At 66.4% G+C, this 25,040-nt stretch carries 25 protein-coding genes; 17 read left to right on the forward strand and 8 right to left on the reverse strand.

All coding sequences use genetic code 11. From position 1 onward, the window contains the following. Positions 1–3: 3 nt before the first annotated feature. Genes accC through aroQ form a run of 3 tightly spaced genes read right to left on the reverse strand, consistent with a single transcriptional unit; the run spans position 4 to position 2,358 of the window. Positions 4–1,356, reverse strand: a complete 1,353-nt coding sequence (accC, locus tag ACI2KI_RS01020) for an acetyl-CoA carboxylase biotin carboxylase subunit (RefSeq protein ID WP_292082567.1) — start codon at positions 1,354–1,356, stop codon at positions 4–6. Between the two features lie 8 nt (positions 1,357–1,364). After that, a complete protein-coding gene (gene accB / locus ACI2KI_RS01025) occupies positions 1,365–1,862 on the reverse strand; it encodes an acetyl-CoA carboxylase biotin carboxyl carrier protein (protein WP_404617000.1) in 498 nt (165 codons plus the stop codon). A 40-nt stretch (positions 1,863–1,902) separates the two neighbouring features. After that, positions 1,903–2,358, reverse strand: coding sequence for a type II 3-dehydroquinate dehydratase (aroQ, locus tag ACI2KI_RS01030; protein WP_404617002.1), 456 nt, complete (start codon positions 2,356–2,358; stop codon positions 1,903–1,905). 83 nt (positions 2,359–2,441) lie between these two features. Between aroQ and ACI2KI_RS01035 the strand changes: the two genes are divergently transcribed. From ACI2KI_RS01035 to ACI2KI_RS01050, 4 genes are all read left to right on the forward strand, one after another. Beyond that, positions 2,442–3,014 carry a hypothetical protein gene (locus tag ACI2KI_RS01035; protein ID WP_404617004.1) on the forward strand — a complete coding sequence of 191 codons (573 nt, stop codon included), beginning with the start codon at positions 2,442–2,444 and terminating at the stop codon, positions 3,012–3,014. Positions 3,015–3,144: 130 nt separating this feature from the next. Next, positions 3,145–3,342: a sulfur carrier protein ThiS gene (gene thiS, locus ACI2KI_RS01040; RefSeq protein WP_292082571.1), complete on the forward strand. Its 198-nt coding sequence runs from the start codon at positions 3,145–3,147 to the stop codon at positions 3,340–3,342. Between the two features lie 182 nt (positions 3,343–3,524). Next, positions 3,525–4,313 carry a thiazole synthase gene (locus ACI2KI_RS01045; protein ID WP_404617007.1) on the forward strand — a complete coding sequence of 263 codons (789 nt, stop codon included), beginning with the start codon at positions 3,525–3,527 and terminating at the stop codon, positions 4,311–4,313. Between the two features lie 84 nt (positions 4,314–4,397). Further along, complete coding sequence (locus ACI2KI_RS01050; RefSeq protein WP_404617009.1) at positions 4,398–6,092, forward strand: tetratricopeptide repeat protein; 1,695 nt, start codon at positions 4,398–4,400, stop codon at positions 6,090–6,092. Between the two features lie 56 nt (positions 6,093–6,148). Here ACI2KI_RS01050 and ACI2KI_RS01055 read toward each other — a convergent pair whose 3' ends face one another. Genes ACI2KI_RS01055 through ACI2KI_RS01065 form a run of 3 tightly spaced genes read right to left on the reverse strand, consistent with a single transcriptional unit; the run spans position 6,149 to position 11,140 of the window. Next, positions 6,149–6,940, reverse strand: a complete 792-nt coding sequence (locus ACI2KI_RS01055; RefSeq protein WP_404617011.1) for a thioredoxin domain-containing protein — start codon at positions 6,938–6,940, stop codon at positions 6,149–6,151. 30 nt (positions 6,941–6,970) lie between these two features. Continuing rightward, the gene (locus ACI2KI_RS01060; protein ID WP_404617013.1) at positions 6,971–8,383 is read right to left on the reverse strand and encodes a M48 family metalloprotease; all 1,413 of its coding nucleotides are present in this window, start codon (positions 8,381–8,383) and stop codon (positions 6,971–6,973) included. 54 nt (positions 8,384–8,437) lie between these two features. Next, entirely contained in the window at positions 8,438–11,140 is a 2,703-nt protein-coding gene (locus tag ACI2KI_RS01065; protein ID WP_404617015.1) for an Rne/Rng family ribonuclease, read from the reverse strand. 453 nt (positions 11,141–11,593) lie between these two features. On the opposite strand from ACI2KI_RS01065, the gene ACI2KI_RS01070 reads away from it, so the two are divergent. Next, entirely contained in the window at positions 11,594–12,811 is a 1,218-nt protein-coding gene (locus ACI2KI_RS01070; RefSeq protein WP_404617017.1) for an N-acetylmuramoyl-L-alanine amidase, read from the forward strand. 1 nt (position 12,812) lies between these two features. On the opposite strand, the gene ACI2KI_RS01075 is transcribed toward ACI2KI_RS01070, so the two are convergent. Together ACI2KI_RS01075 and ACI2KI_RS01080 are read right to left on the reverse strand one after the other, a co-directional pair. Then, on the reverse strand, positions 12,813–13,457 hold the full coding sequence (locus tag ACI2KI_RS01075) for a uracil-DNA glycosylase (protein WP_404617019.1): 645 nt from the start codon (positions 13,455–13,457) through the stop codon (positions 12,813–12,815). Next, positions 13,457–14,035, reverse strand: a complete 579-nt coding sequence (locus ACI2KI_RS01080; protein WP_404617021.1) for an NYN domain-containing protein — start codon at positions 14,033–14,035, stop codon at positions 13,457–13,459. Before ACI2KI_RS01080 ends, ACI2KI_RS01075 begins: the two co-directional genes overlap by 1 nt. A gap of 30 nt (positions 14,036–14,065) precedes the next feature. Between ACI2KI_RS01080 and folK the strand changes: the two genes are divergently transcribed. The 12 genes from folK (at position 14,066) to ACI2KI_RS01140 (ending at position 25,032) form a co-directional block, all read left to right on the forward strand. Further along, positions 14,066–14,605 carry a 2-amino-4-hydroxy-6-hydroxymethyldihydropteridine diphosphokinase gene (gene folK, locus ACI2KI_RS01085; protein WP_404617023.1) on the forward strand — a complete coding sequence of 180 codons (540 nt, stop codon included), beginning with the start codon at positions 14,066–14,068 and terminating at the stop codon, positions 14,603–14,605. Positions 14,606–14,656: 51 nt separating this feature from the next. Then, a complete protein-coding gene (locus tag ACI2KI_RS01090) occupies positions 14,657–15,076 on the forward strand; it encodes a cupin domain-containing protein (RefSeq protein WP_312062002.1) in 420 nt (139 codons plus the stop codon). A 93-nt stretch (positions 15,077–15,169) separates the two neighbouring features. Beyond that, positions 15,170–15,529 (forward strand): DNA-directed RNA polymerase subunit omega, encoded by a 360-nt coding sequence (gene rpoZ, locus ACI2KI_RS01095; protein ID WP_292082582.1) that lies wholly within the window; start codon positions 15,170–15,172, stop codon positions 15,527–15,529. 188 nt (positions 15,530–15,717) lie between these two features. Continuing rightward, positions 15,718–17,871 (forward strand): bifunctional (p)ppGpp synthetase/guanosine-3',5'-bis(diphosphate) 3'-pyrophosphohydrolase, encoded by a 2,154-nt coding sequence (locus tag ACI2KI_RS01100; RefSeq protein ID WP_292083356.1) that lies wholly within the window; start codon positions 15,718–15,720, stop codon positions 17,869–17,871. Positions 17,872–17,899: 28 nt separating this feature from the next. After that, positions 17,900–18,679 carry a TIGR00730 family Rossman fold protein gene (locus tag ACI2KI_RS01105; protein WP_404617025.1) on the forward strand — a complete coding sequence of 260 codons (780 nt, stop codon included), beginning with the start codon at positions 17,900–17,902 and terminating at the stop codon, positions 18,677–18,679. Between the two features lie 47 nt (positions 18,680–18,726). Further along, the gene (pyrE, locus tag ACI2KI_RS01110; RefSeq protein ID WP_404617027.1) at positions 18,727–19,311 is read left to right on the forward strand and encodes an orotate phosphoribosyltransferase; all 585 of its coding nucleotides are present in this window, start codon (positions 18,727–18,729) and stop codon (positions 19,309–19,311) included. A 658-nt stretch (positions 19,312–19,969) separates the two neighbouring features. After that, positions 19,970–20,728: a pyridoxine 5'-phosphate synthase gene (locus ACI2KI_RS01115; RefSeq protein ID WP_404618897.1), complete on the forward strand. Its 759-nt coding sequence runs from the start codon at positions 19,970–19,972 to the stop codon at positions 20,726–20,728. Further along, complete coding sequence (gene acpS, locus ACI2KI_RS01120; RefSeq protein ID WP_404617029.1) at positions 20,725–21,126, forward strand: holo-ACP synthase; 402 nt, start codon at positions 20,725–20,727, stop codon at positions 21,124–21,126. Before ACI2KI_RS01115 ends, acpS begins: the two co-directional genes overlap by 4 nt. A 57-nt stretch (positions 21,127–21,183) precedes the next feature. After that, positions 21,184–22,110: a signal peptidase I gene (gene lepB, locus ACI2KI_RS01125; RefSeq protein WP_313103562.1), complete on the forward strand. Its 927-nt coding sequence runs from the start codon at positions 21,184–21,186 to the stop codon at positions 22,108–22,110. After that, positions 22,110–22,823, forward strand: a complete 714-nt coding sequence (gene rnc, locus ACI2KI_RS01130; protein WP_312061994.1) for a ribonuclease III — start codon at positions 22,110–22,112, stop codon at positions 22,821–22,823. Before lepB ends, rnc begins: the two co-directional genes overlap by 1 nt. Beyond that, positions 22,820–23,773: a GTPase Era gene (era, locus tag ACI2KI_RS01135; protein WP_292082589.1), complete on the forward strand. Its 954-nt coding sequence runs from the start codon at positions 22,820–22,822 to the stop codon at positions 23,771–23,773. Before rnc ends, era begins: the two co-directional genes overlap by 4 nt. 17 nt (positions 23,774–23,790) lie before the next feature. Next, positions 23,791–25,032 (forward strand): serine hydrolase domain-containing protein, encoded by a 1,242-nt coding sequence (locus ACI2KI_RS01140; protein WP_404617032.1) that lies wholly within the window; start codon positions 23,791–23,793, stop codon positions 25,030–25,032. Positions 25,033–25,040: the final 8 nt, after the last annotated feature.

Below are 25,040 nucleotides of genomic sequence, written 5' to 3' on the forward strand. Positions count from 1 at the left end.
GGGTTAGGCCTTGGCCTTCTGGGCGGCGGCCCATTTCTCCAGCCAGTGGATGTCGTAGTCGCCCGACAGGATGTCCGGCTCCTGCAGCAGCTTCTGGAACAGGGGAATGGTGGTGTCGATGCCGCCGATGACCATCTCGTTCAGGCTGCGCTTGAGGCGGGCCAGGGCCTCCTCGCGGTCGCGGCCGTGAACGATCAACTTGCCGATCAGGCTGTCGTAGTAGGGCGGGATCGAATAGCCGGCGTAGATAGCGCTATCCAGACGCACGCCCAGGCCGCCCGGGGCGTGGAAGTCCGTGATCGTGCCCGGCGACGGGGTGAAGGTCTCGGCGTTCTCGGCGTTCACACGGACCTCGATCGCGTGGCCCTCGAAGTGGATGTCCTCCTGGGTGAAGGACAGCGGCAGGCCAGCGGCGATGCGGATCTGTTCGCGGACCAGATCGACGCCCGTGATCATTTCCGTGACCGGGTGCTCGACCTGCAGGCGGGTGTTCATCTCGATGAAGAAGAACTCGCCGTCTTCCCACAGGAACTCGATGGTGCCGGCGCCCAGGTAGCCGATGGCGGCGATGGCCTTGTTGACCGTCTCGCCGATCTTCTTGCGGCCCTCGGCCGACAGGGCGGGCGAGGGGGCCTCTTCCAGGACCTTCTGGTGGCGGCGCTGCAGCGAGCAGTCGCGTTCGCCCAGGTGGACGACGTTGCCGTGGCTGTCGGCGATCACCTGGATCTCGATGTGACGCGGCTTCTGGAGGTAGCGCTCCATATAGACGGCGCCGTTGCCGAAGGCGGCTTTGGCCTCGGTCTGGGCGGTCTGGACGGCCTCGACCAGATCGTCGGGCGTCATGGCTACCTTCATGCCGCGACCGCCGCCGCCAGCGGCGGCCTTGACGATCAGCGGGAAGCCGATCGACTTTGACGCCTCGATGGCGGCCTCGACGGTTTCGACTTCGCCGTCAGAGCCGGGGACGACGGGGATGCCCGCGTCCTTGACCGTCTGCTTGGCGGTGATCTTGTCGCCCATCACGCGGATGTGGTCGGGCTTGGGACCGATGAAGGTCAGGCCGTGGGCCTCGATGATCTCGGCGAAGCGGGCGTTTTCCGACAGGAAGCCATAGCCCGGGTGGATCGCCTGGGCGCCGGTGATTTCCGCCGCCGCGATGATCTGCGGGATGTTCAGATAGGACTTGGCCGCCGGGGCCGGGCCGATGCAGACGCTTTCGTCGGCCAGCCGCACCCACATGGCGCCGCGGTCGGCTTCCGAGTGCACGGCGACGGTGGAGATGCCCATCTCCTTGCACGCCCGGTGGATGCGCAGGGCGATTTCGCCGCGGTTGGCGATCAGGACCTTGGTGAACATGGCTGGTCTCAGGCTTCCAGCAGAACCAGGGCTTCGCCGAACTCGACCGGCTGGGCGTCGCCGACCAGGATTTCCGACACGACGCCGTCGCGCGGGGCCTGGATCGGGTTCATGGTCTTCATGGCTTCGACGATCAGCAGGGTCTGGCCCTTCTTGACCTTGTCGCCCGGCTTCACGAACTGCGGGGCTTCCGGCGACGGCTGCAGGTAGGCGGTTCCGACCATCGGCGACTTCACCTCTTCGCCCTTGCGCGAAACGATCGTGGCCGGGTCCGACGGCATCGAGGCCGGGGCGGCGGCGGCGACCGGCGCGGCGTGGGCGATCGGGGCCGAGGCGGCGGCGTAATGGATCGGGGCGGCGGCGACGGTGACTTCGCGCTTCACCTTGATCTTCAGATCACCGCGCTCGACTTCGATTTCGGTCAGGTCAGTGTCGTTCAGAATGTCGGCCAGGCTGCGGATCAGGCCTGCGTCGATGGCGTCGTTCTTGTGCTTGTCGTCGGACATGGGGGTCTCTTCTACTTGATCTTCGTTCGGCGCGAGGGGGTCAGCCCTTGGCTCCGGCGCGGCGCGCCAGATCCAGAGCGGCCCGGACGGCCAGTTCGTAGCTGCGAGGGCCGAAGCCGGCGATGACGCCGGTCGCGACCAGGGAAACATAGGAGTGATGCCGGAACGCCTCGCGCGCGGCGGGGTTCGACAGGTGGCACTCCACGACGGGGATGCTCAACGTCTTCAGGGCGTCCAGCAGGGCCACCGAGGTATGGGTGAAGGCGGCCGGATTGATGACCAGGGCGTCGGCCTCGGACCGGGCTTCCTGAATCCAGTCGACCAGTTGGCCTTCATGGTTTGATTGCTTGAACACCACGCGCGCGCCCTCGGCCGCGGCCTCGCACATGGCTTGAACGTCGGCCAGGGTCTCATGGCCATAGATGTCCGGCTCCCGAACCCCGAGAAGGTTCAGGTTGGGCCCGTTCAGGACATACAGGGTCAGGGTTTCGGGCATTCGCTCGCAAAACAGACGCGCCGTGTCCGCGCGGAATCGAGCGCGCGTTGTAGCTCAGGTGGCGCGCGGCGCAAAGCGGGTGGTTGAAAAGGGTGACGCTGGGGCAGCAGCGGGGCGACGGATGGGGTTTAGAGGCACCGCAGAGCGGACGGCATGAATGTCCGCTAAGAGTGGAAAAAGGACATAACGCGGTTCAATATGTTGATGATTGCCGTGGTGTCGGAGCGATAGAAATGCCAGTTGGCTTCGCCGTTGGAGGAATCGCGTTCGCTGTTTTCGCGTGGGCCATGCTCGCGTTCTGGGTGCCTGATGCCAGTCTATTTTATTTATTGCGAACGCTTGAGCCTGAATCCGTGCGCGGCATTGCAGTGGCCGTGACAGTTATGATTCTTACAAACTTGGTGGCGTTGTTTGTCGATGAACGATTGCAGTCGCGCTTGTGTTTGTTCAGCGCGATCTTTCCAATAATTGTATTGGGCGGATACTCTGCATTGGCGCTAAATCGACTAATCGATGCTGGCGTTCCATTGCATTGGCTTCCTGCTGACATTATCGCAATAAACGTGGCTGATGCGGCTGTAATGCTCTCTGTAGCCTTGCTTTTCAGCGCCAGCTCTCTCGGATTGCGCGATTTCCAAAAGTCCAGGCGTTCATAGTCTGTAGGTTCGCAACGGGTCGAAAGCGGCCATAGGCTTGAGGATTTGATGTCTCTGACCTGAACCCTCATTATTATGCGCGTCACTTGAGAGAGGCTAGGCCTCCGCACGCACCCTTGGAGCGAACAGTTTGCGTATCGAAGTCAACGGCGAGGGGCGGGACACCGCCGCTACGACCATTCTGGGCCTGGTTCAGGAGCTGTCGCTGGACCCCAAGAAGGTGGCGGTTGAGCGCAATCTGGAGATCGTGCCGCGGTCGCTGCACGGTGAAACGGCGCTGGCCGAGGGCGACAAGATCGAGCTGGTGCAGTTCGTGGGCGGCGGCTGACAATTAGTCCGCTCATCCTCGCGGAGGCGGGGACCCAGTTCTTTGGCAAACAAGCTTGTTGTTTGAAGGTGGTGCGTGGGGCTCTCACTGGGTCCCCGCCTCCGCGGGGATGAGCGGGAAGGGGGAGATCAAATCCCGCAACGCCGCTTCCCCCCGGCGCATGGCGGCGCTAGGTCAGGAGCATGACCGATACAGCCCCCCGCACCGACAGCTGGACCGTCGCCGGCCGCACCTTCAACTCGCGCCTGATCGTGGGCACCGGCAAGTACCGGGACTACGCCCAGAACGCGGCCGCCGCTGAGGCCTCGGGCGCCGAGATCGTCACCGTGGCCGTGCGCCGGGTGAACCTGACCGATCCGAACCAGCCGGTGCTGACGGACTTCATCGACCCGAAGAAATACACCTATCTGCCCAATACGGCGGGCTGCTTCACCGGCGAGGACGCGGTGCGGACCCTGCGCCTGGCGCGCGAGGCGGGCGGCTGGACCCTGGTGAAGCTGGAAGTCCTGTCGGACCAGCGCACCCTGTTCCCCGACATGGAAGAGACCCTGCGGTCGCTGAAGCTGCTGACCGCAGAGGGCTTCGAGGTCATGGTCTATTGCACCGACGATCCCGTCTATGCGCGCAAGCTGGAAGACGCGGGCGCCGTGGCCATCATGCCTCTGGGCGCGCCGATCGGCTCGGGTCTGGGCGTGCAGAACCCCATCAACATCCGCCTGATTGTCGAGCAATCCAAGGTGCCGGTTCTGGTCGATGCGGGCGTGGGCACGGCCTCGGACGCCGCCATCGCCATGGAGCTGGGCTGTGACGGCGTGCTGATGAACACGGCCATCGCCGAGGCGCGCGACCCCATCCTGATGGCCAGCGCCATGAAGCACGCGGTCATCGCCGGGCGGGAATCCTATCTGGCCGGACGCATGAAAAAGCGCTTTTACGCCGATCCGTCTTCGCCGCTGGCCGGTCTGATCTAGGGCGCAACCCAGTCCGCGACCTTGGGGCCGCTTGCGGCCTCGCTGTCCGGCGCGCACTCTCCCGGCGACTGAGGGAGAGGGACGATGCGTTTCGGATTGATGGCCTGCACGGCCCTGGCGGCCTGCATGATCGGGCCGATGGCGGTGGCGGACGCCACGGCGGACAAGGCCGTGCGCGACCTGCTGGACCAGCCGCAGGTCTGCGGGCCCGGCGGTTCGGCTATCGAGGCTGTACCGACCAATGACATCGTCATGGTCGAGGGCTTCGGTACAGGCGGCTTCAAGATCGACACGGCCAACCCCGAGGCCCAGGCCTGGTTCGACCATGGGGTGCGGCTGCGCTGGGCGTTCGAGCACACCGAATCGGTGCGCGCTTTCCGCAAGGCGCGGGCGCTGGATTCGTCGTGCGGCATGTGCGCCTGGGGCGAGGCCTGGGCCATCGGTCCCAATCTGAACGGGGGCGGTCAGGACAAGGCCTCGATCGAGGCGGCGCGCAAAGCCGCGCGCGACGCCCGCCGTCTGGCCCGTGACGCGACGCCGGTGCAGCGCCAGATGATCGACGCCCTGATCCAGCGCTATTCCGGTTCGGAAAAGAGCCGCGCCGACCGCTTCGCCCAGCGCATGGACCGGATCGCGCGTCAAAACCCCAATGACGGGGCCATCGCCAACATCACCGCCGACGCCTGGCTGCTGGCCGCTGATGAATGGTGGGACGACGAGGGCAAGGCGGCCGATCCGGCCATTCCGCGCGCCATGGGCCTGCTGGAGCAGGCGCTGGCCAAGGACCCGAACGATCCGGGCGCGATCCACCTCTATATCCATCTGACCGAATGGTCTGACGACCCGCACAAGGCCATCCCCTACGGCGAAAAGCTGGCGCTTCTGGCCCCGGCGGCCAGCCACCTGGTGCATATGCCGTCGCATACCTATTACCGCGTCGGCCGCTATCGCGATGCGATGGAGAGCAACGTCAACGCCGTGGCGCTGGACCGGCGTTATGACGCTCTGGCCAAGCCGCCCGGCGGGGTGCCGGCGATGCGGCTGCACGCCCACAACATCCACTTCGGCATGGGCGGCGCCCTGATGGCCGGGGGCGGCGAGGAGGGGCTGAAGCTCGCCGACTGGTTCCTGGCCACCTATCCGAACATCGGGACCCATGAATACTGGCGCCAGATCGTCGCCAACAACGCCTATGCCCTCTATGGCCGGTTCGGCGCGCCGGAACAGGTGGCGGCGCTGAAGGAGCCGCCGGCGACCCATCCTCTGCTGCGCATCAGTTGGCGCTATGCGCGGGGCGAGGCCGCAGCCCGGGCCGGGGACGCCGCCGCCGTGCGCGCCGAGGCGGACGCCATCAAGGCCCTGCGCGAAGCCACGCCCTTCACCGGGCCGATGGCGGAGCAGCGGGCGGTCTTCACCGAACTGTCCCAGCGCATTCTGGAAGGCCGGGCGGCCATGATCGAGGGCAATGCGAGCGCGGCCGTCGCCGCCTTCACCCGTGCCGCCCAGATCCAGGCCATGGACGACGAGGGCGGCGATCCGCCGATCATCTGGTATCCGACGCGGCGCAGTCTGGCGGCGGCAATGCTGGCCAGTGGCGACGCCGCCGGGGCCAAGGCCAAGATCGAGGAGCTGCTGATCGACTGGCCCAGCGACCCCTACAGCTACTTCGTGCTGGCCGAGGCTGAGAGGTCGCTGGGTAACGTGGGTGCCGCCGCCGAGGCGACGCGGCGTTCAAACATCGAGTGGATCGGCGGCGAACGGACGCTGGCGGCGGCTTAGCGCCCTAACACGCGTGACGTCACCCCCCGGGACCAGCCCGAGGGTGACGGGAAAGATCAGCGCTTGGCTTCTTCGATCATCTTGGCGACGGCTGCGGGCTCGATGCTGGCGCTGGCCTTGCCGTTGATGAAGAAGGTCGGCGTGCCTTGCAGGCCCAGAGTCGCGGCGACGGTGTGGATGTCGGTGACGTGACGGGTCATTTCGGGCGAGGCGATGGCGGCCTGGGCCTTGGTCATGTCGACGCCGTGCGCGGCCAGGATGGCGTCAATGGCCGCGCGGTCCAGGGCGCGCTCGGTCATCAGGGCGTCGTAGACCTCCAGATACTTGCCCTGCTGATGCGCGGCCAGAGCGGCGCGGGCGGCGTATTGCGAGGTGACGTCCTCGCCCCGGTCGAGGATGGGCCAGTCCTTGAAGACGAAACGGACCTCGGGGTGGGCGGCCATCAGGGCGCGGTAGTCGTGGGCCACGGCCTTGCAGCCGGGGCAGCGGAAGTCAAAGAACTCGATCACCGTCACCTTGGCGTCGGCGGGGCCGAAGCTGGGGTCGCGGGCGTCATGGGCCAATAGCGCCGGGTTTGCCTTGACGGCGGCGTTGATGGCCTGGACGCGGGATTGCTCCTCATTTGCCTGACGCGCGGCCAGGACCTCGTCCAGCACCTGCGGGTTCTCGATCAGATAGGCGCGGACGCGCCCGCCGAAATCGCCGCCAGTCAGATAAGGGACGGCGGACACGCCCAGCGCCACAACCGAAACGGCCAGGGCCGCGCCGGCCAGGGTCTTGCCGGACAGAGACGACAGGATGCTGCCTTTCGGGGTGGGTGACGGAGTCTGGGGGGCGTTGTCGGTCATGAAGGTCTCGGCAGCAGTAGGCGGACGGCGTTAGCCATTGGGCAGGATGACGCCGCGATTGTTGCGCTGCTCGTTGCGGCGCTCGGCGTCGGTGATGTCTTTTTCCGAGGCCCCGGACGACAGGACGATGTCGGTGGCGCGTCGCCATTCGATGGAGTTGCGGTCCAGCATGTCGCGAGCGCGCATGGCGAACTGGTTGGCCTGTTCGGTCCGGCCCAGGGCGAACCAGTATTCGGCCGAGGCCAGGCGGGCCTCGCCTTCCTTGCCCTGGCTGGCGTAGGCCTGGCCCAGCAGGCGCCAGGCCAGGGTGTTGTCCCTCTCCAACGCGACGGCGCGCTTCAACTGATCGACGGCTGCGTCCAGATTGGCGGCGTCACTAGTTTCAATCAGGGCGTGGGCCAGGTTGATCTTCAGCAGGGGGGCGTCGGGCTTCAACTCGACCGCCTTCTGATGGGCGCCGATGGCCTCGGCCGGCCGGCCTTCCTCGAACAGGATCTGGCCCTTCAGTTCCCAGAAGTAGGGATTGGCGGGCTGTTCGGTCAGCAGGTCGTCAACGGCGCCGAGGGCCTTGTCCGTCTGGCCGTCGCGATACCAGGCGATGGCGCGGGCGTAGCGGGCGGGCAGGGAGGTGTTGGACGATGGATAGTCGCGCAAGGTCGCGTTCGGCGTGTCCATGAAGGAGCGGATCTTGGCGACGACCAAGGCGTGTTGGGCCATCCGCTCGGGGCTGTCCTGGTGATTGTAATGGGCGGCCGCTTCAACCGGGCGACGCAGGGATTCGATGCGCTGCGACGACAGGGGGTGGCTGCGGAAATAGGGATAGCGGCGCTGGTCCGAGAAGACTTCTTGCGAGCGGAAGTTCTCGAAGAACTCTACCATGCCCCTGCCGGATTCCCCTGCGCGTTCCAGGGCCCGGGCGCCCGTGATGTCGGCCTCGCCTTCCTGGCTCTGCATATAGCGCAGGGCGCCAAGGGTCCCGAAATATTGGCTGGAGGCCAGCAGGGCCGCGCCGGCGTCCGGCGCGCCCGCGATCGCGGCCAGGGCGCCCAGGGCCATGGTCATGATCATGGGCTGCATGCCGGCGTTTTGGGCGCCGTCGCGCAAGGTGTGGCGGTTCTTGATGTGACCCGCCTCATGGGCGATCACGCCCAGAAGCTGGTTGGGCGTCTTGGTCTGCAGGATCAGGCCGGTGTTCAGGCCCATGATCCGCCCGCGCGTGGCGAAGGCGTTCAGGTCGTTGTCGTTGACCAGAAGGATCTCGACCTCGGTCGGGTCCAGCCCCAGGGCGACGAAGACCGGTTCGGACCAGTCATGGATGATCCCTTCGATCTCGGTGTCGCGGATCAGACTCTGGGCCGAAGCTGATTCAGCCGCACCCAGCACCGCCACAATGGCCGTGGCGGTGGCAAGGATGCGGGATGCGACACGGGGAAGCCTGGTCATGACGTACTCCAGAGCGACAGTCTCCCCCGTGTCTTCAAGCCTAATCGTGTCCGATCAACGGCGCCACCAGCCGCGCTTCGGCTTCTCGGGCGGAGCGACGATCTGATTGGGATCTTCGGCGATCATGGCGGCCACGTCGACTTCCGGCGTCGGCGCGAGCGTCGGCTCGACGACTGTGATCGGCGCAGGCGTCGGTTCAGCGGCCGGCTGAGGCGCGGGTTCAGGACTCAGGGCATGCTCGATGGCGGCCTCGACCTTGGCGGCGAAGACCGGTTCCACATCCAGTTGAGCGGGCACGACGACCGGCTCAGCCTCGGCCACGACTTCAGCCTCGGCCTCGGCAGGGGCTTGGGTAACGGCTTCGGCGGCGACATCGGCGCTGACCTTGCGGCGGACGCGGCGACGCTTCGGCGCCTCGGCGGCTTCGGCGACGATTTCAGGCGCGTCAACCACCGCTTCCTCGGTCGGGATGACCGTGGCGATGGGCGTGTCCGGCGAGCCGACGGGGGGCAGGCCTTCGTTGACCGCGCGGTCCTCGACCTTGGCTTCGTGCGGCAGGCCGCCACGGTCCCGGCCGCGACCGCGACCGCGACGACGACGCGAACGGCCGCCTTCACGTTCGGCGCGTTCGCCTTCCGGACGTTCGTTGGCGAGGGCTTCAACGTCACGAGCTTCCGAGACCTCGACCGGCGCGCGCTCGGCGCGCGGTGCAGGGTTGATCGGGTCGAACCAGACGTAGGGATCTTCCAGCGACGGCGTGCGGCCGCGCACCCAGGTGAAGGCGTCGCGTTCGCCGTCCTCGCGCATCCGGCGACCGCCACGACGGCCGCGACGGCGGCGACGACCAGCATCTCCGTCTTCGTCCTCGCTGTCGGCGGAAACTGTATCGACCGAACCTTCGTCCGAGCCTTCCTCGTCACGGCGGCCGCCGCGACGGCGGCGACGGCGGCCACGGCCGCGGCCTTCGCCGTCGTGCTGCTCGGCGCGTTCACGGGCTTCGTCGTCGTCGCCGTCTTCGCGGTCCAGGTCGGCGTCGTCCTCGTCGTCGCTTTCGATGACTTCGTCGTCCTCGTCGTCGTCCTCATGGTCGAAGGCGCTGTCGTCGAAGCCGTCGTCCAACTCGGCGGCCGAGATGTGGGTGACGACCGGGATGAAGTCCTCGTTGGTCGAGGTGCGCTCGATGGCGTGTTCGCCCTGGGCCAGGCTGTCGTCGATCTGGATGACCACGTTCAGCCCGCGCTGATCCAGCAGGCGCTGCAGATAGCTGCGCTTGTGGTTCAGGATGTAGAGGGCGACGGCGGTCGAGACGCGCAGGTTGATCGAGCCGGCGCCGTTGCGACCGGCTTCGATGTCCACGGCGCGCAGGGTGGTCAGGGCGGCGCTTTCCGCGGAACGGATGCGTCCGGCCCCCTGGCAGCAGGCGCAGACCTCGGTGGCGCCTTCGATCACGCCGAGGCGACGGCGCTGGCGGCTGATCTCCATCAGGCCGAAGCCCGAGATGCGGCCCATCTGGATGCGGGCGCGATCCTTGGCCAGGGCGTCCTTCAGGGCCTTCTCGACGGCGCGGTTGTTCTTGCCTTCATCCATGTCGATGAAGTCGATGACGATCAGGCCGGCCAGGTCGCGCAGACGCAGCTGGCGAGCGGCCTCGACGGCGGCTTCCAGGTTGGTCTTGGTGGCGGTGGCCTCGACATTGCGCTCCTTGGTGGAGCGGCCCGAGTTCACGTCGATGGCGACCAGGGCCTCGGTCTGGTTGATCACCAGATAGCCGCCCGACTTCAGCGGCACGACCGGCTGGTGAATCTGGGTCAGCACCTCTTCGATGCCGTTGGCCGCGAACAGGGGCTTGGAGCCTTGATAGAGGTGAATCTTCTTGGCCTGCGACGGCATCAGCACGCGCATGAAGTCGCGGGCTTCCTTGAAGCCTTCCAGGCCCTCGACCTGAATGCCGTCGAAGTCCTTGTCGTACATGTCGCGCACGGCGCGACGGACCAGGTTTTCTTCTTCGTAGATGACGGCCGGGGCGTTCGACTTCAGCGTCGTCTCGCGGATCGTCTCCCACAGGCGCAGCAGGTATTCATAGTCGCGCTTGATCTCGGCGCGGGTGCGCTTGGCGCCGGCCGTGCGGATGATCAGGCCCATGCCCTTGGGCACCTTCAGGGCGGCGGCGGCGGACTTCAGGCGGCGGCGATCCGAGGTGTTGGTGATCTTGCGCGAAATGCCGCCGCCCTTGCCGGTGTTCGGCATCAGGACGCAGTAGCGGCCGGCCAGCGACAGCCAGGTGGTCAGGGCCGCGCCCTTGGCGCCGCGCTCGTCCTTGACGACCTGCACCAGCAGGATCTGGCGGCGCTTGATGACGTCCTGGATCTTGTAGCGACGCATCAGGCGACGCTTCAGGCGCTCCTCGTCGGCCAGACCGCCTTCGGACTCGTCGTCGCCTTCACGGCCAAGATCGTCGTGATCGTCGTCGTCCGAGGTCGCTTCGGCCATGATGGCTTCGCGGTCGGCGACCGGGATCTGATAGTAGTCGGGGTGGATCTCGTTGAAGGCCAGGAAGCCGTGACGATTGCCGCCGTACTCGATAAAGGCCGCCTGGAGGCTGGGCTCTACGCGGGTGACCTTGGCGAGATAGATGTTGCCGCGAAGCTGGCGGCGGGCCGTGGATTCGAAATCGAATTCCTCAACCTGGCGTCCGTCCACGATGGCGACGCGGGTTTCTTCCGCGTGCGCCGCATCGATCAGCATTGTCTTTGACATCAAAAGTCTCTCTCTGGCGCGCCAGGCCGGGCCCTGCGGATACATCCGCGGACAAGGGGGCGGCTCGCCGAATGGAAATGGGGGCCAGGGCGCGCGTCATCCCCTCGCGGATGGCGAGAGCGGCATCAAATTGCCGGTCGGGAGCGCAGGCGGGTCGGCCCATGAGGTTCTGTCGGTCCTGGATCCGAACGCGCCGTTCAAGGCCGCGTCCCGGACCCGTTCTTCGGATCGTCGGCCAGGCCGGGCGATCCTCGGAATGAGGTGAAAGTCAGCGCCGCGAGGAGGGCGCGCCCGGCTCTGCAGGAAATACAGAGGGCGCGATCATTCGCTTGCGGACCAGATCATAGGCATATGTAGCGGAAAATAAAAGAACCACCGCCGTTACAGGTCTTAACGAAATCCTTAATCGCTCGGTTCATGCTGCCATCCGAACCAGAAGGGTGAAGTCCGTCCATGTATGGCCGGTGGCGTGACAATCTGGCCCGTTGGGGCGTGCGCGAATGGGCGATGACGGGCTTGGCCTTCGTCGTGATCTGCGGCGTCGTGCTGACGGCTGGGCGCGGCCTGGCCTTTGGTCCGGACGGTCAGATTTCCGGCATTCGTTTCGGCGGCGACGCCCAGCGCACGCGGGTCGTGCTGGACCTGGGCAAGACCACGCGCGGACAGGTGATCGAGGACGGCACGACCGGCCGCGTTGTCGTTGCTCTGTCGGACGTGGCGCCGGGCCGGGGGCTGGACGGCAATGGCTCTGGCCTCGTCCGCGGCTATGAGGTCGCGTCGGCGGGCACGTCGTCGCGCATCCGGCTGGACCTGGCGCGGGGCGCCGAGATCGAGCGCCGCTTCCTGCTGCCGCCTGGCGACGGGGTCCAGCACTATCGTTATGTCATCGACCTGAAGGCCACAGGCGCCGCCGCTGCGGTCGCCGCCAGCACGCCGCCGCGCCGCGAGCAGGCGCGCAAGGAAAAGCCGCTTATCGTTATCGACGCAGGCCACGGAGGCCGCGATCCGGGCGCCCAGGGCGTTCATGCTCAGGAAAAGGCCGTCACCCTGGCCGCCGCGCGTGAACTGAAGGCTGCGATCGAGCGCACCGGCCGCTATCGCGTGCGCCTGACCCGCGACAGCGACGTCTATGTCATTCACGGCCGTCGGGTGCAGATCGCCCGCGACGCCGGGGCTGACCTGTTCATTTCCCTGCACGCCGACGCGGGGACCGATCCGGCCCTGCGCGGGGCTAGCGTCTATACCCTGTCGGAACAGGGCGCGGGCCGCGCGGTGCGCGAATACACACGCGGCGATGACTGGCAGCGCGATCTGCGCCTGCCGGGCCGCGACCCCTCGGTCGACCGCATCCTGCTGGACATGACCCAGCGCGCCACCCAGAACCGCTCGGCCCAGTTCGCGCGGGTCCTGCTGACCCATCTGGAGGGCGACAACCATCCGCTGCTGCGTCGCAGCCACCGCGACGCCGGTCTGGCGGTTCTGCTGGCCCCCGACGTGCCTGCCATCCTGCTGGAGATGGGCTTCATCACCAACCCGGAGGACGAGCGCGTCCTGACCGACGAGCGTGCGCGTCGCCGCCTGATGCGCTCGGTCGCCGAGGGCATCGACCGCTACTTCCGCGAACCCTCGGCGCCGGTGATGGTGGCCGGCGATGTCGCCGGCGGCGGCTGATCTAGGCTTCCAGCGCCAGCCTGGCGCGGTGGAAGATCTCCTCAAACATTTCCGGCGTCAGGCGACCCGTGTTCGTGTTCAGCCGCGAGCAGTGATAGCTGTTGATGATGGTGTAGCCGCCGACCTTGCCCTCGACGCCGTGCCCGGCGGGGATGGCTGTGCCGGGGTAGCCGAGCGTCCGCAGGATGCTGCGCCGGGACACGTCGCCCAGGGTCACGATGACCTTGAGCCGGGGCAGGGCGGCCAGCCGATCGATCAGGAAGGGGCGGCAGGTGTTTTCCTCATCGCCCGTCGGCTTGTTCTGCGGCGGGGCGCAGCGCACGGCGTTGGTGATCATGCAGTCGACCAGCGTCAGGTCGTCGTTTCCGTCGGGGTCGTAGGCCCCCTGTGCGAAGCCGGCTTTCCTCAGGGTGTCGAACAGCAGCCAGCCGGCATGGTCGCCGGTGAAGGGGCGGCCGGTCCGGTTCGCGCCCATTCGGCCCGGCGCAAGTCCAGCCACCAGCAGTCGTGCGTTCGGGTCACCGAAGGAAGGCGCGGGGCCGTTCCACCAGTCCGGGTTCTGGCGGATGTTCTCCTGACGATAGGCGACCAGGCGCGGGCACAGGGGGCAGTCGCGCGCAGGTTCGGGATTCAGGGGGCGGCTCATCAACGGTCGTTCCGGTCGAGAGTGCGGGCGACGCCTTGATTCATGGCGGTCTTGGGCTTGCTGAAGTGGGTCATGACGTCGGCCAGTTCGACGAAAGCGTCGGCCTGGCGCCGCAATTCGTCGGCGATCTGGGGTGGCTGGGTTCTGGTGGTCGAGACGACGGTGACGCGCACGCCTTTCGCCTGAACAGCCTGCACCAGTCGGCGGAAGTCGCCGTCGCCCGAGAACAGGATCATGTGATCCAGCCGCGGCGCCAGCTCCAGCATGTCGACCGCGATCTCGATGTCCATATTGCCCTTGATGCGCGACTGGCCCTGGGCGTCGGTGAAGCGTTTGACCGGCTTGGTCACGACTGTGAAGCCGTTGTAGTCGAGCCAGTCGACCAGCGGACGGACCGGCGAGAACTCTTCGCCCTCGACCACCGCCGTGTAATAATAGGCCCGCACCAGCTGGCCCTTCTGGCCGAACCAGTCGGACAGCTTTCTGAAGTCGAGATCGACGTTGAGCGCGCGGGCCGCGGAATAGAGGTTGGCGCCGTCGATGAACAAGGCGATGCGGTCGCCCGTATGGCCGGTCATGAATATGAGTCCGTGGAAATGGTCGAGAATATGAGCGTCCCGACCGAAATTCCCGAGGGCGCCCTCGATCTGGACGGCGCAGTCATCGTCGCCCTGGGCTGCAATGACAAGGGCGTCTGGTCGTCTTGCGAAGAGTCGCTGGAGGCGGCTCTGGCGCGGTTCCGGGCCGAGGGCATCGACATTCTGGCGCGGTCGTCCTGGTGGTCGTCCAAGGCCTGGCCGGACCCTTCTGATCCCCCCTTCCTGAATGGGGTGGTGATCGTGCGGACGGAGCATGATCCCGGCGTGCTTATGAGCAAGCTGTCACGTATGGAGGACGTGTTCGACCGTCGGCGCAGTGTTCGCAATGCGCCGCGGACCCTGGACCTGGACCTGATCGCCTACGGTCGTCTGAGCGGTGATCTGGACGGGCTGATCCTGCCGCATCCGCGCGCCGCCGAGCGTCTGTTCGTCATGGGGCCTCTGGCTGAGATTGCGCCGGGCTGGAAGCATCCGACGGTCAAGGGCGACGCCGCGACGCTGGCGAAGCAAGCATCTGTCGGAACCGACGCGCGTCCTTTGCCCCGTTGACGCCGGCTTGCGGCCGGTTAGGTTCTTCGAAATGACACCGGAGGACATTTTGTGCTGCTGACCGCTCTTGCGCTGCTCGTCGCCGTGCAGACCCAACCCGCTTCGCCGCCCGCCGGGACGGGGGTGGTGATCCGCGAAGCCGACACCATGGTGCGTCAGGTTCCGCCGCATAACGGCGAGGGGATGAGCACGGCCTATCGCATTTCCGACGGCGTCCCCAATCGGGCGATGGAGTTCCGCAAGCGGGTGCTGCATCCCGGCGCGGCCATCGGTCTGCACCCCATCGCTCATGACGAGGTCTATTATGTCGTCAGCGGTGAAGGCGAGGTGACGTCGGACGGGGTGACGACGCCGATGCGCGCCGGTGACGCCGCCTATCTGTTCGACGGCAATGTCGTGGGCATCCGCCAGACCGGAGAGGTGGACCTGGTGCTGATCATCAGCTATCCGCTGGCCCAAAGGAAGAACTGAGGCGTTTTGCGCCGCATTCCGGCCTTCGCGGCGTTGCACAATCACGCCTAACCCTATATTTTGTGCGGTTCTCCCTGCCGCCAGAGGAATTTCATGGCCCGCGTCACTGTCGAAGACTGCATCGAGAAGGTTCCGAACCGCTTTGGTCTGGTTCTGCTGGCCGGTCATCGCGCCCGCAATATCGCCAACGGCGCCGCCCTGACCATCGACCGCGACAACGACAAGAACCCGGTCGTGGCCCTGCGCGAGCTGGCCGACGAGACGGTCGTCCCGGAAGAGCTGCGCGAGAACATCATCACCACGCTGCAACGCGTCGACGAGCGCACCGAGGCCGAGGATGAAGCCGAAGTCGTGGCCCTGCTGGCCGAGCCGCAGCACATGAACATGGCCGAGGCCGAACTGATCCGCGCGCTGCAAAGCGACCGGGATGGCGGCCAGGAGGAACGCTACTGACGGCTGAGCCAGTCAACGGCGTAACCATTCTTCCGGCGCGGTCCCCCGCGGACCCGTCGCCGGACGAAGTCGCGAATCAGATAGACCAGACGGCGTCGCTCCTTCCCGGGGCGACGCCGTTGTCGTCTGAAGTCGCCGAGTCCCTGCCGTCCGTGTCCCAAGTGTCTGAAGCCAAGCGCGCGCCGATCATGCGCCAGTTCGAATTGATCGAGGCGGTCAAGGCCTACGACCCGACCGCCGACGAAGCCCTGCTGAACCGCGCCTACGTCTATGCGATGAAGATGCACGGCTCGCAGCTGCGCGCCTCGGGCGATCCCTATTTCGCACACCCGATCCAGGTCGCGGGCATCCTGACCGACTACAAGCTGGACACGGCGACCATCGTCACGGCCCTGCTGCACGACGTGGTCGAGGACACTTCGGCCACGCGTGACGACATCGCCGCCATGTTCGGCGAGGAGATCGCTGTCCTGGTCGAGGGCGTGACCAAGCTGTCGCGGCTGGAGCTTCAGGCCGAGCACACGCGCCAGGCCGAGAACCTGCGCAAGTTCATCCTGGCGATTTCCAAGGACGTGCGCGTCCTGTTGGTCAAGCTGGCCGACCGCCTGCACAACATGCGCACCCTCCAGTACGTCAAGCCGGAGAAGCGCGAGCGCATCAGCCGCGAGACCCTGGAAGTCTATGCCCCGCTGGGCCGTTCCATCGGCATCCACTCTATCGCCTCCGAACTGGAGGAACTGGCGTTCGAACATCTGAACGCTACGGCTCGCGTGGCGATCCAGCGCCGTCTGGAGGCGTTGAAGCTGGAACATGGCCGCGCAATTGAGGGCGTTTCGCGCGAAATCGAGACTGTCCTGAGCGAGGCGGGCATAACGGCTCATGTGAAGGGGCGGGAAAAGACGCCCTATTCGATCTGGCGCAAGCTGCAGAGGAAGTCGGTCGGCTTCTCCTCCCTGTCGGACATCTACGGCTTCCGGGTGATCGTCGAGGCCGAGGATGACTGCTATCGCGCGCTGGGGGTCATCCACCGGGCCTGGCCCATGGTGCCGGAGCGGTTCAAGGACTTCATCTCGACGCCCAAGTCGAACAACTATCGCTCGCTGCACACCACGGTCGTCGGTCCCGGCGGCCTGCGCATCGAGATGCAGATCCGCACCGAGATCATGGACCGCGTGGCCGAAGACGGCGTGGCCGCGCACTGGGCCTACAAGAACCACTCCTACGGCTTCGACCGCGAGGCGATGGAGGCCGACGGCGGGCGCGACCCGCTGTTGAACCTGCGCCATCTGGTTCAGGTCATCGAGCACGGCGAGGGCGGCGAGGACTGGGTCGAGCACGCCAAGCTCGAGATGTACCTGGATCAGGTCTTCGTCTTCACGCCCAAGGGCGCGCTGATCACCCTGCCGCGCGGCGGCATGGCCCTGGACTTCGCCTATGCGGTCCACACCGAGGTCGGCGACACGGCCGTGGGCGTCAAGATCAACGGCGAACTGAAGCCCATGCGCACGGCGCTGCAAAACGGCGACGTGGTCGAGATCATTCGCGGCACCAAGCGAGAGGTGCCGACCGACTGGCGCAGCCTGACCGTCACCGGCCGGGCGCGTTCGGCCATTCGCCGTCATATCCGCACTTCGGAGCGCGACGAGTTCGTGCGCCTGGGCAAGGCGACGCTGGAGCAGACGCTGGAGCGGGCGGGCAAGTCGCTGGCCGAGGTCTCGCTGAAGCCGGTCTTGGAAACCCATGCCATCGCCACCGAAGAGGATATGTTCGACGCCATCGGGCGGGGCCGTCTGGCCGCGACCAAGATCGCCGAGACCATGTTTCCGGCGCTGAAGGGCCAGCTGAAGGCGGGCCCCGAACGCAAGCGGATCGGCAATGACCAGGCCCGCCTGTTCGTGCGCGGCAGCGGCCTGACGCCGGGCGTCAGCATTCACTTCGGCGCCTGTTGCAGCCCGGTGCCGGGCGATCGCATCGTCGGCATCCTGGAGCCTGACAAAGGGCTGACGGTCCATACCATCGACTGCCAGACCCTGGCCGACTTCGCCGACGACGACAGCGTCTGGCAGGACCTGCAATGGACGCCGCAAGCCGAGCAGGACGCGGTGGCCTCGGCCCGTCTGCGCGCCACCATCCGCAATGCGCCGGGTGTGCTGGGGCAGGTGGCGACCATCATCGGTGAGGCCGGCGGCAACATCCTGAACCTGTCGATGGCGCATCGTCAGCAGGACTTCTTCGACGTCGACATCGATGTGGAGGTCGAGGACGCCCGTCACGCCACCATGATCATCGCGGCGCTGCGCGCCAATCCGTCCGTCGACACCGTGGACCGCGCGCGCGGCTGATCGCCGGCGCGTCTGACTGAAGGCCGAAATGTCTCCCGAACAGCAAGCTCTCGCCAACGCCGCTCAATTGGCGTCGCCCTCCTATCGTCTGGCCGCCCTGGATCAGGACTTCCTGCTGGGCGAATCGATGCGCGGCGTGCGCTTCCTGATGGAGTATGAGAAGGCCGAGGAGGCGCTGAAGGCCTGGGGCGTGCGCTCAACCCTGGTGGTGTTCGGCAGCGCCCGCGTCGGCGCCAACGGCGGCGGTCGGCACAGCTACTGGTACGAGCAGGCTCGTCTGTTCGGCCGCATCGCCTCGGAGCGGGGCGGGGCCTTCCGCGGCTCGCCGGGCGAGGTGCGCGACAACGTCATCGCAACCGGCGGGGGCCCGGGCATCATGCAGGCGGCCAATCAGGGCGCGCATGAAGCAGGCGCCCCGTCGATCGGCTTCAACGTCACCCTGCCGCACGAGCAGGTGCCCAATCCCTGGTCGACGCCGGAGCTGACCTTCCAGTTCCACTACTTCGCCATGCGCAAGATGCATCTGGCCATGCGGGCCAATGGTCTGGTGGTCTTCCCTGGCGGCTTCGGCACACTCGACGAACTGTTCGAAATCCTGACCCTGCGTCAGACCGACAAGGCACCGCCGATCCCCATCGTCCTGTTCGACGAGGCCTACTGGCGCTCGGTCATCAACTTCGACACGCTGATCGAGCACGGCATGGTCAAGGCGTCTGACATGGAGTTGTTCGCCTTCGCCGACGACGCCGAAACCGTCTGGACCAGGCTGCTGGAAGGTGGGCTGAAGCCGAACTGCGACATCAAGTAGGTCGCTCGGCTTGAGGGGCGGAGATGCAGGGTCTAAGGGACGCTCTCATGAACACTGAAGACGTCCTCAACGAATTCCGCGACGCCGGCGCCCTGCGCGAAGGCCATTTCGTCCTGTCGTCCGGCCTGCACAGCCCGGTCTTCCTGCAGAAGAACCTGGTCTTCATGGACGGTCGTCGCTGCGAGCGCCTGTGCAAGGCTCTGGCCGACAAGATCGTCGCCACGGTCGGTCCGGTCGACGTGGCCATCTCGCCTGCCGTCGGCGGCATCATTCCCGGCTATGAGACGGCGCGGCACCTGAACGTGCGCTCGCTCTACGTCGAGCGCGAAGGCGGCGAGTTCAAGCTGCGTCGCGGCTTCACCGTCGAGCCAGGCGAGAAGGTCGTCATGGTCGAGGACATCGTCACGACGGGTCTGTCGTCGCGCGAATGCATCGCCGCCATCCAGAAGGCCGGGGGCGAAGTCGTCGCCGCCGCCTGCATCGTCGATCGCTCGGGCGGTCGCGCCGACGTGGGCGTGCCGCTGATCGCCCTGGCGACGCTGGACGTGCCGGCCTATCCAGCCGACGCCTTGCCGCCCGAACTGGCCGCCCTGCCGGTCGAGGATCCGGGCAGCCGCCGGCTGTCCAAGTAAGCCAGATTAGCCGAGCGTAGTCCGATTGACGATTCAAGCGGCCAAACTTCAGGGGAGGCGTGAATGATTGGGCTAGTGACGTTTCTGGCCGTTGGCCTTCAAACGGCGCCGCAACCGCAAGTCGAAGATGCGCGAGATGTGAAATTCGACCAATTGGCGCCGGTGGTGGTGCTAGAGGTCTCCCGTCACCCCTTGTCGGCGTTGGAAACCTTCAGCATCTACCCCTATTTCGCACAAGCGGGTGGGCGCCGTCATTTGGCCGCTCGTCGGGCGATCAACACGCGCGGAGGCCAGCGTGTTTCGTGGGCGGTCATTAGTGAGTGTCCGGGCGCGCAGGAGGTAGTTCTGGAGCTGGAGCGCCTGCCTGCTCCAGCGATAGACATCCCGGGGTTTGGTCGAGATGATGAGCAAGGTCCCGGCATGGACGGAGGCTCGTTCAAACTGTGGAGCCGTGGGCCAACCTGGCCGACTGCATATGGCTACGAGGTCGCGTTCGAGAGTAGCTTCGGGTCGCCGCTGGCTGATTGGGCGAACCGGTTCAAGGCAACGCTTGCTGATTGCTGGCAGCCTGATCCACCCAGGACTATGGGCCCTTCTTGATGATCGTGGAACGGTGCACCGGGATAGCTTTTGAGTGCATGATAAGAAAGGGATCGAGATGAAGCGCGAGCGGGTTCGTCTGGGCGTCAACATCGACCACGTCGCCACGGTTCGTAACGCGCGCGGCGGCGCTCATCCCGATCCGGCCCGCGCGGCCGAGGCGGCGCTGGCGGCAGGAGCGGACGGCATCACCGCCCACCTGCGCGAGGATCGCCGCCACATCACCGACGCCGACATCGACGTGCTGACGGCCCTGTGCCGTCGCGCGGGCAAGCCGCTGAACTTCGAGATGGCGGTGACTGACGAGATGCTGGCCATCGCCCTGCGTCACCGTCCGCACGCCGCCTGTCTGGTGCCGGAACGGCGCGAGGAGGTCACGACCGAGGGCGGTCTGGCCGTCGCCGGTCACGAGGCGCGCATCGCCCCAGTGGTGAAGGCCCTGGCCGGCGCCGGCATCCGCGTCAGCCTGTTCATCGAGCCGTCGGAGGCCCAGGTCGAGGCCGCCGCCGCCGTGGGCGCGCAGGTGGTCGAGTTCCACACCGGCCGCTATTGCCATCTGATCGATCCGGCCGAGCGCGCCTTCGAGCTGGACCGGCTGGCCGCCGCCGCCGCTCAGGCCGATATCCTGGCGCTGGAGGTCCACGCCGGCCACGGCCTCGACTACGCTACCGCCAGCGTCGTCCTGGGCATCCCCGAGATCAAGGAGCTGAACATCGGCCACTTCCTGATCGGGGAGGCGGTCTTCGTTGGTCTGGACGCCGCCATCCGCCGGATGCGAACGGCGATGGATGAAGCCGTCAGCGGAGCAGGCCGGTGATCATCGGCATCGGCGCTGATATGTCGGACATCCGGCGCATCGAGGCGTCGCTGGACCGGTTCGGAGACCGGTTCAAGAACCGCGTCTTCACCGAGATCGAGCGCACCCGTTCGGACCGCAAGCCGGACCCGGCCTGGAGCTACGCCAAGCGGTTCGCGGCCAAGGAGGCCTGCGCCAAGGCTTTGGGCACCGGGATGCGCGCCGATGTCTATTGGCGCGACATGGGTGTGGTGAACCTGAAGTCGGGCCAGCCGACCCTGGCCCTGACCGGGCACGCCGCCGAGCATCTGGCGCGGCTGACCCCGCGGGGGCACGAACCACGCATCCACCTGACCCTCAGCGACGAACACCCTTATGCTCTCGCTTTCGTGGTCATCGAAGCCTTGCCCGTGGCGTAATCAGCCTTTACGCCTCAGGCATCCAACCCCGCGTTCGGCGGGGGATTCGAGCAGACCATGAGCGACGACCCCAAGGCGAACGGCGGCGCCGGCAATCCTGCCATCGACCCGACCGATCCGCGACCGATCTGGAGCGACGACGGCGACGCCCCCTTCGATATGGGCGACGATCCCGAAGCCCTCGACAGCGACAAGCCGATCTACGCCACGCCGCGTCCCAAGAAAGCCAAACGTGTGAAAAAAGAGAAGTCCGCGAGCAACGAGACGGTCGAGATCATCAAGACCATCGTCTTCGCCCTGTTGATCGCCTTCGTGCTGCGGGTGCTGCTGTTCCAGCCCTTCACCATCCCGTCGGCCTCGATGGAGCCCAACCTCTATGAGGGCGACTACATCGTCGTGTCGAAGTGGTCGTACGGCTACTCGAAACACTCGATCCCGTGGAGCCCGCCGCTGTTCGACGGCCGGATCATGGGCAAGGATCCCACGCGCGGCGACATCGTGGTGTTCAAGCTGCCGCGCGACAACAAGACCGACTACATCAAGCGCGTGATCGGCTTGCCGGGCGACAAGGTGCAGATGGTCTCCAACAAGCTCTACATCAACGGCGCTCCGGTGAAGGACGTCGTCGTCAGCCGCGCCGAGATGGCCGACATGTTCGGCCCGCGTCCCGTGACCCAGGTCCGCGAGACCCTGCCGAACGGCAAGAGCTTCATGACCCAGGACTTCGGCCCCGGCGGCGATCTGGATGACACCCCTGTCTATGAAGTACCGGCCGGCCACTTCTTCATGATGGGCGACAATCGCGACAACTCGATCGACAGCCGCGTCGAGATGTCGGCCGGCGTGGGCATGGTCCCGGCCGAGAACCTGGTCGGCAAGGCCGAGATCATCATGTTCTCCTGGTCGCCGGGCGCGTCGCTGTTTAACCCGGTCAGCTGGTTCGCGAACCTGCGTCCCAGCCGGTTCTTCAAGATCCTGGACTGATGGCGAACCTTCGGGCCGAGGCCGTCGCCGCGCTCCGGCGTCGGCTGGGCCATGAGTTCAGCGACCCGTCCCTGCTGGAACGGGCCCTGACCCACGCCAGCGTGGGCGAGGGCGGGGGACAGGCCGACGGCCGCCGTCCCGCTGACAACGAGCGGCTGGAGTTTCTGGGCGACCGCGTGCTGGGTTTGCTGGTCGCCGACCGCCTGACGCGCGAGTTTCCCTCGGCCGACGAGGGCCAGCTGTCCGCGCGGCTGCACGCCTTGGTCGACAAGAGCGCTTGCGCACGCGTCGGCGAACGTCTGGGCGTCGGCCCGGCGCTGCGCCTGTCGGCGGGCGAGACCAAAACGGGCGGCCGCAGAAAGGCCGGAGTCATCGCCGATGCTGTCGAGGCTGTTCTGGCGGCTGTCTATCGCGATGGCGGCCTGACGGCGGCCAAGGCCATGTTCGACATCGCCTGGGCCGAGGAGTTCGCGTCGCCCCCGGCGCCGGCCGTGACCAATCCCAAGTCCGCTCTGCAGGAGTGGGCTCAAGCGCAAGGGCGTCCGCTGCCGACCTATCGGGTGGTGGAACGCACCGGATCAGATCATGCTCCGACCTTTGTGGTCGAAGCGACGGTGGTCGGCTTCGACCCCGTGAAACAAACAGGACGTTCGCGTCAGGAGGCGGAGAAAGCCGCCGCCACGGCGCTGTTGAAACGAGAAGGCGTAATTTGACCGAGACCCTCAACCCGAACCAGCGCGCGGGCTTCGCCGCCATCATTGGCGCGCCCAACGCCGGCAAGTCGACGCTGGTGAACCGCCTGACGGGCTCCAAGGTCTCGATCGTGACCCAGAAGGTCCAGACCACGCGCTTCCCTGTGCGCGGCATCGCCATCGAGGGCGACGCCCAGATCGTCCTGGTGGACACGCCCGGCATCTTCACGCCGCGCCGTCGCCTGGACCGCGCCATGGTCGCCTCGGCCTGGGGCGGCGCCGAGGATGCCGACGTGGTGGTCCATCTGATCGACGCCCCTTCGCACATCGCGTCCGAAGGCCGTGACGGCACCGCCGCCGACCGGAAGTCGGCCGAGGACACCGAGACCATCATCGCCAACCTGAAGGCGACGGGAACCAAGGTCATCCTGGTCCTGAACAAGATCGACGGGATGCGCCGTGACACCCTTCTGGCCCTGTCGCACCGCCTGTTCGAAACCGGCGTCTATGAAGAGGTCTATATGATCTCTGCCCTCAGCGGCGACGGCGTGGACGATCTGAAGCAGCGTCTGGCGCGTTCCATGCCCGCCGGGCCGTGGCTCTACCCGGAAGATCAGTCGGCCGACGTGCCGGTCCGCGTCCTGGCCGCCGAGATCACGCGCGAGAAGGTCTATCTGCGCGTTCACGAGGAACTGCCCTATTCGGCGGCGGTCGAGACCACGGCCTTTGACGAGAAGCCCGACGGTTCGGTGCGCATCGAGCAGACCATCTATGTCGAGCGCGAGAGTCAGCGCCCCATCGTTCTGGGCAAGGGCGGCCAGACCCTGAAGTGGATCGGCCAGAAGTCGCGCGAGGAGCTGATCGAGCTGCTCGACCGTCCCGTGCACCTGTTCCTGACCGTCAAGGTTGATCCCAAGTGGCAGGACAGCCGCGCCCTTTACGCCCAGTTCGGGCTGGAGTTCGACGTCTAGGAACGTAGTTCAGTATCGTGTTTGTAGTTCCCAAGTCCGCAGGCGGGCGGCCCTGGTTCCTCGGATCCCTGGCCGCGGTCGCCCTTGTTTCCGCCGGCGCCGGCGCCTGGATCGTCCACGCCATCGCGCCTGAGACTCAGGCGGCCACGGCGACCAAGGCCAAGCTGCCCGAACGGCCGCCGGTCGAGGTCGTCGAGGCCCTGCCGCAACTGAAGGCGCGGCTGGACTATCTGGGCGAGCACAAGCAGTTCATGGGCGCCATCCTGGTGGCCAAGGGCGATCAGGTCCTGTTCCGTCAGGTCTATGGCAAGGCGAACTACGAAAACGATGAGCCGCTGAAGCTGGACACCCGATTCCGCCTGGCCTCGGTGTCCAAGCAGTTCACCGCCGCCGCCATCCTGAAGCTGCAGGACGAGGGCAGGCTGTCGGTCAACGACCCGGTCTGCAAATGGATTGAAGCCTGCCCGGACGCGTGGAAGCCGCTGCGCATCCACCACCTGCTGTCGCATACCTCGGGCATTCCCGACTTGATGGCGCAGTCCGAATGGGGTCGCATCCGCGTCACCCCGCGCACGCCGCAGGAACTGACCGAGACCTCGGCCCGCTATGGCCTGCAGTTCGAGCCGGGCACCAAGATCCGCTACGACAACGCCGCCTATAACCTGGCCGCCGAGATCGTCAGCAAGGCCAGCGGCAAGCCGTTCGAGACCTATCTGAACGACGCCATCCTGAAGCCGCTGGGGTTGAAGGACACGGGATCGGACGCCCATGCCGACGCGCGGGGATTGGCCATGGGCTACGCCAACTTCCCCGCCGGACTGGCGGCCCAGCCGATCGCCAACGTCAGCGTCGTCTTCGGCGCCGGCGCCCTGTATTCGACGCTGGACGACATGCTGGTGTGGAACCAGGCCCTGCATAAGGGCCATCTCCTCAGCGACGCCTCCTATGCCCAGATGATCGCTGACCATGCGCCTGAGGGCACGCCCAAGGAGCGGGGCCGCGCGCACCGGGCCTATGGCTATGGCATCTACGTCAACAGCCTGGGCGAGCAGGTGAAGCCCGCCTTTGACGACAGGCAGATCTATCACACGGGCAGCTGGGCCGGGTTCCGCAACTTGGTCCTCTATCAGCCCGAGGCCGATGTGACCGTGGTGGTCCTGTCCAACAACTACCACCAGCGCGACCTGGTCTTCATGCTGAGCCAGCAGGCCATGGCCGAGGCTCTGGGGCGTGAGTTCCCGACGAGCATGAACCGTTAGAAATCAGA

The sequence above is a fragment of the Brevundimonas sp. NPDC046655 genome (assembly GCF_044901625.1).
Taxonomy (GTDB): domain Bacteria; phylum Pseudomonadota; class Alphaproteobacteria; order Caulobacterales; family Caulobacteraceae; genus Brevundimonas.

Bases quoted from the DNA above. Each gene is read 5' to 3' on its own strand.
- accC (WP_292082567.1), bottom strand. From the start codon at position 1,356: ATGTTCACCAAGGTCCTGATCGCCAACCGCGGCGAAATCGCCCTGCGC.
- accB (WP_404617000.1), bottom strand. From the start codon at position 1,862: ATGTCCGACGACAAGCACAAGAACGACGCCATCGACGCAGGCCTGATC.
- aroQ (WP_404617002.1), bottom strand. From the start codon at position 2,358: ATGCCCGAAACCCTGACCCTGTATGTCCTGAACGGGCCCAACCTGAAC.
- ACI2KI_RS01045 (WP_404617007.1), top strand. From the start codon at position 3,525: ATGACCGATACAGCCCCCCGCACCGACAGCTGGACCGTCGCCGGCCGC.
- ACI2KI_RS01050 (WP_404617009.1), top strand. From the start codon at position 4,398: ATGCGTTTCGGATTGATGGCCTGCACGGCCCTGGCGGCCTGCATGATC.
- ACI2KI_RS01055 (WP_404617011.1), bottom strand. From the start codon at position 6,940: ATGACCGACAACGCCCCCCAGACTCCGTCACCCACCCCGAAAGGCAGC.
- ACI2KI_RS01060 (WP_404617013.1), bottom strand. From the start codon at position 8,383: ATGACCAGGCTTCCCCGTGTCGCATCCCGCATCCTTGCCACCGCCACG.
- ACI2KI_RS01065 (WP_404617015.1), bottom strand. From the start codon at position 11,140: ATGTCAAAGACAATGCTGATCGATGCGGCGCACGCGGAAGAAACCCGC.
- ACI2KI_RS01070 (WP_404617017.1), top strand. From the start codon at position 11,594: ATGTATGGCCGGTGGCGTGACAATCTGGCCCGTTGGGGCGTGCGCGAA.
- ACI2KI_RS01075 (WP_404617019.1), bottom strand. From the start codon at position 13,457: ATGAGCCGCCCCCTGAATCCCGAACCTGCGCGCGACTGCCCCCTGTGC.
- ACI2KI_RS01080 (WP_404617021.1), bottom strand. From the start codon at position 14,035: ATGACCGGCCATACGGGCGACCGCATCGCCTTGTTCATCGACGGCGCC.
- folK (WP_404617023.1), top strand. From the start codon at position 14,066: ATGAGCGTCCCGACCGAAATTCCCGAGGGCGCCCTCGATCTGGACGGC.
- rpoZ (WP_292082582.1), top strand. From the start codon at position 15,170: ATGGCCCGCGTCACTGTCGAAGACTGCATCGAGAAGGTTCCGAACCGC.
- ACI2KI_RS01100 (WP_292083356.1), top strand. From the start codon at position 15,718: ATGCGCCAGTTCGAATTGATCGAGGCGGTCAAGGCCTACGACCCGACC.
- ACI2KI_RS01105 (WP_404617025.1), top strand. From the start codon at position 17,900: ATGTCTCCCGAACAGCAAGCTCTCGCCAACGCCGCTCAATTGGCGTCG.
- pyrE (WP_404617027.1), top strand. From the start codon at position 18,727: ATGAACACTGAAGACGTCCTCAACGAATTCCGCGACGCCGGCGCCCTG.
- ACI2KI_RS01115 (WP_404618897.1), top strand. From the start codon at position 19,970: ATGAAGCGCGAGCGGGTTCGTCTGGGCGTCAACATCGACCACGTCGCC.
- lepB (WP_313103562.1), top strand. From the start codon at position 21,184: ATGAGCGACGACCCCAAGGCGAACGGCGGCGCCGGCAATCCTGCCATC.
- rnc (WP_312061994.1), top strand. From the start codon at position 22,110: ATGGCGAACCTTCGGGCCGAGGCCGTCGCCGCGCTCCGGCGTCGGCTG.